Below are 7,959 nucleotides of genomic sequence, written 5' to 3'. Positions count from 1 at the left end.
CCGTCCTTTTAGTATGCCCGCCTACCGGAGGGCATCTTTCATTCAAGAGTGCTCCGTAGGAGCAGTTTCCTATAAAGTAAAAAAGGCCGGGATCCTTTCGGATCCCGGCTATATATGGGGGGAGAATAAGCAATGGAAGTTAACCTTCGATTGCGATGTAACCATCTTTTTCTTCAACGGCTTTCGGTGCTTTCTTCGGAACAGAAAGTTTCAGAATACCGTCTTCATATTTCGCATGGATATCTTCTTCACTGACTGCATCACCAACATAGAAACTTCTACTTAAAGTACCAGCATAACGTTCACGTCTGATGTAGTTGCCCTTCTTATCCTGTTCATCTTTATCAAGACCTTTGGCTGCTGACAGTGTCAGATAACCATCCTTCAGCTGAACCTTGATCTCGTCTTTCTTAAATCCCGGAAGATCCACATCCAGTTCATAACTGCCATCAGTTTCACGGATATCCGTTTTCATCATGTTCTGCGCATGTTTACCATAAAGCGGATTCTTCTTGCCCCAGAACTCATCTTTAAACGGGAAGTCCATCCAGTCATCATCAAATAAGTTTTCTCCAAAAATACTAGGCATCAACATAAGTCATCGCTCCTTTTCATGACAAACAAATCTATTTTTAAGTCTTTCGACTGTTACTTACTAATCTATTTTAAGGATACCGCCCGAAGTCTCCGGGCAGTATCACGAGTCTTTAACGATCATACATTACCTGACGGAAATGAATCAACTTCTCAATCATTCAATGGTGATATATTTCGGATCGTTGGAAACCGGTTTTGCTTCTTTCTTCGGAACAAACAGTTTCAGGATACCGTGTTTATACTCGCCCTTGATGTCTTCCTGTGTAACATCTTCACCTACATAGAAGCTTCTCTCGCAGGCTCCTGCGTAACGTTCACGTCTGATGTAACGTCCTGTCTTCTTGTCATCCTCTTCCTCATCAAGGCCTTTAGCTGCACTGACTGTCAGATAACCATCTTTCAGTGCTACCTTAACTTCATCTTTCTTGAATCCAGGAACATCAATTACAAGTTCATAACCTTCCTTGGTTTCTTTAATATCGGTCTTCAGAAGATTCTGTGCTCTGTGTCCGTACAGCTTCTTCTCTGCTTTCTTCTCATCTTTATCATCGTAATAGAACGGTGTAAAGAAATCATCAAATAAGTTTTCTCCAAAAATACTAGGCATTAACATAAGTCATCTCTCCCTTTTCTTTTATGATCTATCTTGAAATAAGTTTTAAGTTCTGAACTCGGTTGGTATGAAGGATATTCAGAAGATTTTCTTTCAATCTTTTTATCTCATATCCCTCTTCCTTTGTTCTAGTTGTAATATAACACTTATTATTAGCACTGTCAAGAGGTGAGTGCTAATTATTTTGTGAAGATTTTGTGAAGCCTTGATTTTACGGGCTTCACAGGGATTTTTCACTTGCTTTCGCACTCGTTTTTCTTGATTTGACCACATTTTTACCACAAATTCTTGGAAAAATATATTCGTCTGATTTTCTTACCACATTTTACGACAACGACTTATGGTTTATACCACAGCAGGTACGGTTTCTGGCAAGTTCATTTTAGACATCTCGTTCTCCACATGAGACTTCTCTGCAATATGATTGTAGACATTCATTGTGATCTGTGCATCTGAATGGCCCATCACATACTGCATAACTTTGGGATTGACATTGTTCTCACCCAGTCTGGTACATCCCGTATGACGAAGAGTATGCGATGAAATGGGAGGCATCAGTTCCGGCTCTCGCTTCTCTTCTTCTGCCAGTTTGCTTTCTTTCTTATTATAGGCATTGACAATATTTTTCAGAAAGCTGTTCACTCCCGCCGGCATGATTGGACGTCCATGCTTTGTATTGAAGATGAATCCACTGCGTCCACCGATCTCTACATTACTCTGCAAACCAAGCATCAAGTTCAGCTCTCTCTGTTTACGGAACGCATCATATACCATCTGTGTCATAGGAATGTCTCTGATTCCTGCATCCGTTTTGGTTTCTGAATCATGAAAACAATATCCTTCATCACCTTCATAATATACAAGCTGTCCACCTACATGGATCTCCCGATTCTTCATATCCACATCTGACCAGGTTAATCCAATGGTTTCACTCACTCTCAGGCAAGCCCCAAACATAACCTGCATCATTGGAAGATGAGGCTTATACACATTACTCTGTTCAACAAACTTCAGAAGTTTTTCCTGCTGTTCCAATGTCAGTGCTTCTTTCTCTTTTGCCGGAGCCCCATAATCTCCAAGTGTTCCAGTTACCGGATTCTTACGGATAATCCCATCTTCCACTGCCAGTTCAAAACTGGGATTCAATAAGCCATAAAGGCCTTTGATTGTACTGTGTGCCAGTCCTTCATCTGACAATGCGGAAAAGAACGTCCTTATGTGAGATGTCTTAAAATCCACAACACGAATGTTTCCCAAAGTATTTCGTATCCGATAGTCCCACATACGAATATAATTCTTTTTCGTTCTTTCCTTGATATTCTTTGTTGCCATGTATCGCTCAAACAACGTATTTACGGTCAGCTTCTTGACTGAGGCGTCTGTAATAAGCAGATCATCCATATCCTTATTGATCTTCTTTTCCATTTCTCGCAGACTCGCCAGATCAGCTGCATAAACCGAATTACGCTTTCCGGTAATTTCATCCTTGTAGCGATACTCATAACGTCCATCCGGACGCTGGTATTCACCTGTTTTTAAATTTCTGCCTTTATTATCTTTTCTTGCCATATCATCATTCCTTTCACTTCATTTTTCGTTATTCGGAATGATTTTTGTCCTGTCGGTATCAGTCATTTACTGTCTGATATCTGCTCACAGATTAACATAATATTTTATGATTTCCAAGGGTAAATTCCTGCAAAATGCTAATTTTTATTTGCCTGTTTTACAGGAATATTTTCCCTTTTTTACTTTTCATTCCGAAGGAAAGTTGTTGTATTTTATCTTCTCATCTTTCATTACACTGCCATTGCATCAAGATATTTTTTTATCTTATCCACGTTATAAAGAACACGTCTTCCAATAATCACTCTTGCTTCTGCATAATCTGCAATTTTCTTTGCAGTTACTTCTCCGCAGGATAACATTGCCATTAATCCTTCAATATCTACCGTCAGACGGTTCTCAGCCTTATACTCTATTGTTTTTCTCATGATGCACATACCTCCTTTCCTTCGTATTCTTCTGCATCACCTCCCAGACAGCGGTTATGCCCGTTGTCAGTACACTCTACTTTTTGTTTAGACTTCTTACGATGATTTTCCATTCCGTTCGGCGTGTTGGCTTCCATTCATACACCTGCTGTCAATGTTACAATCAACCTCTATCAGAATTATTCTGAATGTCAGCAGCTTCTTTCCAAACATACCGACCGTTTCCGGAGTATCTTCAACGCTCCCCATAAAAAGCTATGGATCTTGGCATCTGTGTTAGCTACATTTTCTATAAAGGAAAATATGGTGTACAGCTCATTCAATTTTCAAGGTACAAGAAGGATTTTAAATATCCCCTCATCTATACAGCCCTGCGAGGGTAAAATGTTATTCGATTTTTGGAATTTTAAAAAATCCTTTCACTAATAAAGCCTGACAGAAGCGATTTACCAACCTGCTTTTGCGATAATTCACAAAATATTTACATTTCAGCTTTTACTTTCGCTTTAATGCGAACTTTACTGTTCTGTTATTATAGTTCGCTTTAATGTTAATGTCAAGCATTTTATTCGCTTAGTTGCGAATGTTTCTGTTTACATTCTGAGATTTTGATAGTAAAATGGAATTATCAAATAGAAAGCAGGAAATCTGATATGACAATTGGTGATAAAATAAAAAAAATCCGGACATTCCGGAATATGACACAGGCAGAACTCGGTGCAGCTCTTGGCTGGGGCGATAAAGGTGCAAACCGCCTTGCCCAATATGAAACTAATTACCGGGTTCCCCGTAAAGATCTGGTTACTGAAATGGCTAAGATTTTGGATGTGAATCCACTGACACTGCATGAGCCAACTACGATGAATGCTTCTGAACTGATGGAAATCCTGTTCTGGATTGACGAATTTAATCCTGGCATGATTAATCTCTTTCAATTAGAGACTTATCCAAGCGAAAAATCAAATTCCAGTGGCGATACCGCTATCCGCTACCATGATTCTGATAGTTGGCCTGCTCATCCGCCTATTGGTATGTGGTTTAATTATGGGATTCTCAATGATTTTCTAAAAGAATGGACACTTAGAAAAGAAGAACTGACATCTGGTGCGATTACCAGAGATGAATATTTTGAATGGAAAATCAACTGGCCACAGACCTGTGATGATTGTGGTAAACGGGAACCGTCGAAACAGTGGCGGAAATCAAGCGAGTAGAGCTTAGTGAAACTTAGCAAAACTTAAATTTATTATATTTTTTTCTTTTTACTCAAGGAAAAGGCACTGAAAAACCGATAATCCATTGTTTTCAGTGCCTTTTTTGCATATTTTTCTATTAAGATTCTCTCACATGCTTATATAGGTGAAACTTAGCGAAACTTAAATTATGCCCAATATGGAATGTACTTTTTATATCTTGGTGCTGTATCCGGGTCCATTACTTTAATATATCCACCTTCGACAGCACTGGTAAGAAGTCTTGATGCCTTGGCCTTCTCTTTTTCTCCCAGACCAAATATTTTTCGAATATCTGAATTAGAAATACCTTCAAAATTGACATATGCTAGACACGCCTGCATATAGCAAGTCCGCATCCGATCTTCTTTGGTAGTTAATTCAAATGGTACTTTTGCAAACAATATTGCTTTTGTGAATTGATTATTCTGATTTTCAATTCTCGGAGCAAGCAGCTCATTTTTACCGGTTGCTTCAACAATCTTATCATAACCACTGCCACGCTCCTCACAAATACCACATTTGTGCATAAATCCGGCAATGTTTTCATTTCTGGATACTGGCACCGAATCTACAATTCTTTCGATTGCCACCAATGGTGCTCCGGCATTTGAAAACTCGATTCGATTTTTAAACACCTCCACCATTGGATTCGTTCCCCTTTGCTGAAGATCCTGATGTATCATAGCATTTGCCAGCAACTCACGGATAGCGATTTCTGGAAAACTGACAACAGATTTTCTCGTAGCTTCCACAATGACTTCTTCTTGCGGAATAATTGTCATAATATACTGCACGATTTCTTCATGTGAAAATGCATAACCTGCACAAAATTCCTTTTCTCTTATAGCATCCAATCTGGAATTTTCCTTGTACCAAATAACTCGAACCGATCTCCTATGCAAAGATTCGAATTTTTTCAAATCTTTTGCAATCATCAAAGCACCCATATTCGTGATATCCCATGTCCCAGCGTCATTTTTCATAATAAATTTTTCATGTTGCAGGTCTTCTAGTACCTTATCTCGATTTCTCGGAATCGGCATTTCAAGTTTGTCATAATATTTAGAATAATCCAGTAATGACACCATTTCATCCTCATTCAGATTTCCCATCGCAATTCGCAATTCATATGGTGTGGAATCAAATGTTCTCCACAATTCTCTTTCTTTATCCGGATACTCTTTTAAGTTCTTTTTATTTGTTCCAATTCTTATATATTCCCCACCAGCGAACTGTACCGGCTGTTTTTCTGCACAAGGAATCTCCATCAGCACAACCATTCCTTCATCCATCGGAACCTCAAAAAATCGGAAATTAATTCTTGGTGAAAGCATCCTGGAAAGCCATGCTTCCAATTCCTCATTTCCCTTTTTCATTTTGCGATACTGAAATTCAGTGCCTACAATTTTGTGCGTTGCATCATCCACACCCCAAACAAGATATGCTTTTGGTCGTTCGCATAATGCTGCTGAATTGCTCAAAGCAGAAATATATTCACCAATCATCTGTGGCTGTTTATTATTACATTTAAATTCTACCCACTCAGTCTCATCCGGAAGTTTTGCAAGTTGCGCAAGATGTCTGTCAAAAGATGTTTGTCCTCATTAGCATAAATCCCATTAATCTGGTTGTAACTGCTCATGATTGCTTTTGCGTGTCCTTCTTTAACAGCTATCTCAAAACCGGTCAGGTATATTTCTCTTAATGTCCGTTCGTCAACAACTGCGTCCATTGCCATTCTCCTAAGTTCCTGACTGTTAACCGCCAGATGCTTCGGGCAGGCATAAACGCCTTTACTCTGTATTCCACGAATATATGACGCTGCCATCTTCCCGGAAAGATATGGATCTTCTGAAAAATATTCAAAATTTCTTCCACATAATGGGCTTCTTTTAATATTTAATCCCGGACCAAGCAGGATATTTACATCCATACTTGCTGCTTCTTCTCCAAGAGCCTGTCCGATCTCTTCCCCCAGATCCTGATTCCAGCTGTTTGCTATCGTCGCTGCTGTGGGAAAACAAGTTGCATTCAAGGATGCATTCAGTCCCAGATGGTCTCCTGCTCCTGCCTGTTTTCTGATTCCATGCGGTCCATCTGAAAGAAAGATGGACGGGATGGAAAGCCTGTCAATTTCTCTGGTCTGCCAGACAGTTTTTCCACTGAGTATCGCTGCCTTTTCTTCTATTGTCATCTTTTCAACCAATTTTTGCTGTTTCATAACTGTTTTCCATCCCACTTTCATCCTTATTCAGCATTCTTTCTTTTCTTATATCCTCTGATTACCAGTACTTCCATTCCTGCCATGAAAAGTGCTATTACAATGTCGATACCAATTCCTGCTTTCTTCCAGTTTTCCATACCTGTTTCTTCGTGTTCTCCATCATAAGCCCAGCTGCTTACAACTGTATACATGACATTTTTGCAGGCATTTCTCATCTGAAGTACAGATGTTGGATGCTCCGGATTGGCTACATTGTTCTCTTCTCCGTTGAATGTGGACAACATTGCATCTACTCCATTCGCCAAAGCTGCATCTGCATTCATAAATCCATGACCATTGTTTCGGAAGAAGTCTGTAAGTGCCATTCCCCTGAATCCCCATTCATCTCTGAGAACTGTATTCATAAGGTTACTGCTTTCTCCAGTCCATTTATCTCCAAGGAAACTCCAGGAAACCATAACCGCATTTGCGCTTCCCTGTTTTACAGAAATTTCAAATGGTTTCAGATAAGTTTCACGGATTGCCTGCTCATTTGACCAGACACTTACCATCTTTGCATTTCCTTCATACAGTGCAAAATGCTTAATGTAAGAATAAACTCCATATTTTCTTGCACCTTCTACTGCATTTGCCCCCATATTTCCTGCAAGAACTCCATCTTCTGAAAAATATTCATAGTTTCTTGCTCCAAATGCGGTTCTATGAGTATTCATACCTGGTGCATACCAACCCTCTGCACCCATTTCCTGACTGATCTTGCCCATGCATTCGCCCCAGGACTGTGCAAGTTCCTTATTCCATGTGGAAGCAACCACAACTTCAATTGGAAATCCAATAGAACCAACTCCTGTAAAGTTGTTATTAATTGCTGCTGGTCCATCGAAATCAAGTGTAGCCACTTTTCCCACAGAATCCATGGCTGCTGTCTGATAACCAGCCATTGCAATCATATTTTCCATTTCATCAACAGTAAGCTGATCCAGAAGTTTTTCCCAACGAGGATCGTCATAATCAGCATCACGCATATCAGCTAATGTAAGTCCATTATCTGCTCCCGTTGTCGGCATTACATCCTCATCATTGAGGTATGTAGTCTTGTCAAAGTTGCTGTTTAGATGATATTCAGAAACATATGGCTCACTCAGCTCTGCAGATGCCGGTGCTGCTGTAGCCTCTTCATAATTTGCAAAATGATCTGCACGTGACAGATATGTTATATCTCTCTATTCTTTTTAGTGCATGTTCAACAAAAATCCTTGATTTTACTGACTTTGCTGAACAGTTAATAAGTTACAT

Annotated in this window: 8 protein-coding genes and 1 pseudogene; 1 reads left to right on the top strand and 8 read right to left on the bottom strand. The window is 39.6% G+C overall.

Translation table 11 applies throughout. The features are described from left to right. Positions 1–139: 139 nt before the first annotated feature. From GT674_RS16095 to GT674_RS16075, 5 genes are all read right to left on the bottom strand, one after another. Complete coding sequence (locus tag GT674_RS16095) at positions 140–595, bottom strand: Hsp20/alpha crystallin family protein (protein ID WP_118750212.1); 456 nt, start codon at positions 593–595, stop codon at positions 140–142. A 156-nt stretch (positions 596–751) separates the two neighbouring features. Then, positions 752–1,210, bottom strand: a complete 459-nt coding sequence (locus GT674_RS16090) for an Hsp20/alpha crystallin family protein (RefSeq protein WP_015541701.1) — start codon at positions 1,208–1,210, stop codon at positions 752–754. Positions 1,211–1,555: 345 nt separating this feature from the next. Then, positions 1,556–2,779 carry a tyrosine-type recombinase/integrase gene (locus GT674_RS16085; RefSeq protein ID WP_055220288.1) on the bottom strand — a complete coding sequence of 408 codons (1,224 nt, stop codon included), beginning with the start codon at positions 2,777–2,779 and terminating at the stop codon, positions 1,556–1,558. 230 nt (positions 2,780–3,009) lie between these two features. Then, positions 3,010–3,204 (bottom strand): hypothetical protein, encoded by a 195-nt coding sequence (locus GT674_RS16080; RefSeq protein WP_161286605.1) that lies wholly within the window; start codon positions 3,202–3,204, stop codon positions 3,010–3,012. After that, entirely contained in the window at positions 3,201–3,341 is a 141-nt protein-coding gene (locus tag GT674_RS16075; RefSeq protein WP_156339411.1) for a hypothetical protein, read from the bottom strand. The genes GT674_RS16080 and GT674_RS16075 overlap by 4 nt, the downstream gene beginning before the upstream one ends. A gap of 516 nt (positions 3,342–3,857) precedes the next feature. Here GT674_RS16075 and GT674_RS16070 point away from each other — a divergent pair. Next, positions 3,858–4,418, top strand: a complete 561-nt coding sequence (locus GT674_RS16070; protein WP_055220286.1) for a helix-turn-helix domain-containing protein — start codon at positions 3,858–3,860, stop codon at positions 4,416–4,418. A gap of 167 nt (positions 4,419–4,585) precedes the next feature. On the opposite strand, the gene GT674_RS16065 is transcribed toward GT674_RS16070, so the two are convergent. From GT674_RS16065 to GT674_RS16055, 3 genes and pseudogenes are all read right to left on the bottom strand, one after another. Next, positions 4,586–5,944: an ATP-binding protein gene (locus GT674_RS16065; protein WP_161286604.1), complete on the bottom strand. Its 1,359-nt coding sequence runs from the start codon at positions 5,942–5,944 to the stop codon at positions 4,586–4,588. A gap of 65 nt (positions 5,945–6,009) precedes the next feature. Next, positions 6,010–6,660 (bottom strand): annotated as a pseudogene (locus tag GT674_RS16060) (glycoside hydrolase family 3 protein); the annotation flags it as partial. Between the two features lie 26 nt (positions 6,661–6,686). Continuing rightward, positions 6,687–7,730, bottom strand: a complete 1,044-nt coding sequence (locus GT674_RS16055) for a glycoside hydrolase family 3 N-terminal domain-containing protein (protein WP_243149171.1) — start codon at positions 7,728–7,730, stop codon at positions 6,687–6,689. Between the last annotated feature and the right edge of the window lie 229 nt (positions 7,731–7,959).

It is taken from the genome of Blautia sp. BIOML-A1, from assembly GCF_009883055.1.
Lineage (GTDB): Bacteria > Bacillota > Clostridia > Lachnospirales > Lachnospiraceae > Blautia_A.
The sequence above is the reverse complement of the archived record's forward strand: the minus strand, read 5'-3'. Positions and strand labels throughout refer to the sequence as shown.

Bases quoted from the DNA above. Each gene is read 5' to 3' on its own strand.
- GT674_RS16080 (WP_161286605.1), bottom strand. From the start codon at position 3,204: ATGAGAAAAACAATAGAGTATAAGGCTGAGAACCGTCTGACGGTAGAT.
- GT674_RS16055 (WP_243149171.1), bottom strand. From the start codon at position 7,730: ATGCCGACAACGGGAGCAGATAATGGACTTACATTAGCTGATATGCGT.
- GT674_RS16090 (WP_015541701.1), bottom strand. From the start codon at position 1,210: ATGTTAATGCCTAGTATTTTTGGAGAAAACTTATTTGATGATTTCTTT.
- GT674_RS16095 (WP_118750212.1), bottom strand. From the start codon at position 595: ATGTTGATGCCTAGTATTTTTGGAGAAAACTTATTTGATGATGACTGG.
- GT674_RS16070 (WP_055220286.1), top strand. From the start codon at position 3,858: ATGACAATTGGTGATAAAATAAAAAAAATCCGGACATTCCGGAATATG.
- GT674_RS16075 (WP_156339411.1), bottom strand. From the start codon at position 3,341: ATGGAAGCCAACACGCCGAACGGAATGGAAAATCATCGTAAGAAGTCT.
- GT674_RS16065 (WP_161286604.1), bottom strand. From the start codon at position 5,944: ATGATTGGTGAATATATTTCTGCTTTGAGCAATTCAGCAGCATTATGC.
- GT674_RS16085 (WP_055220288.1), bottom strand. From the start codon at position 2,779: ATGGCAAGAAAAGATAATAAAGGCAGAAATTTAAAAACAGGTGAATAC.